The following is a 531-nucleotide window of genomic DNA, read 5'->3' as shown; positions in this document are numbered from 1 at the left end:
GCCACCATAGATGGCGAAGGGATAGAACGCACCACCCGAGAATTTGGGACGTTCACGAGATCTTTGACAGAATTGAAAGACTGGTTAGTGGAAAACAAGATTACTCACGTAGCGATGGAGAGTACGGGAGTTTACTGGAAGCCGGTTTATAACATCCTTGAGCCAACAGGTATCACTGTTTGGATAGTCAATGCCCGGCACGTTAAGAACGTTCCCGGACATAAGACGGACACAAAAGACAGCCGGTGGTTGTGTAAGCTGCTGCTTGCCGGTTTGCTTAAACCCAGCTACATTCCACCACGCGAGCAGCGGGAGTTACGGGATTTAACCCGTTACCGCAAGAAATTAATCCGGGATGTGGCATCCAACAAAAACCGGATCATTCGTATTTTGGAAGATTGTAACGTGAAACTCTCGAGTGTATTAAGCGATACCTCGGGGATTACGGCCACCAAACTGATCGACAGGCTGTGTGAAGGCAAACAGGTAACCATCGAGGATATAGATGAGGTTTATCATGGAAAAATTGGT

Annotated in this window: 1 protein-coding gene; it reads left to right on the top strand. The window is 47.5% G+C overall.

All coding sequences use genetic code 11. The features are described 5' to 3' along the window. Positions 1-6: 6 nt before the first annotated feature. The coding region (locus R7P64_RS24630; RefSeq protein WP_318124259.1) for an IS110 family transposase at positions 7-531 on the top strand (525 nt) is incomplete at its 3' end.

The organism is Vibrio sp. 2304, from assembly GCF_033339475.1.
GTDB lineage: Bacteria > Pseudomonadota > Gammaproteobacteria > Enterobacterales > Vibrionaceae > Vibrio > Vibrio alginolyticus.
This window is presented reverse-complemented; position numbering and strand designations above follow the sequence as displayed.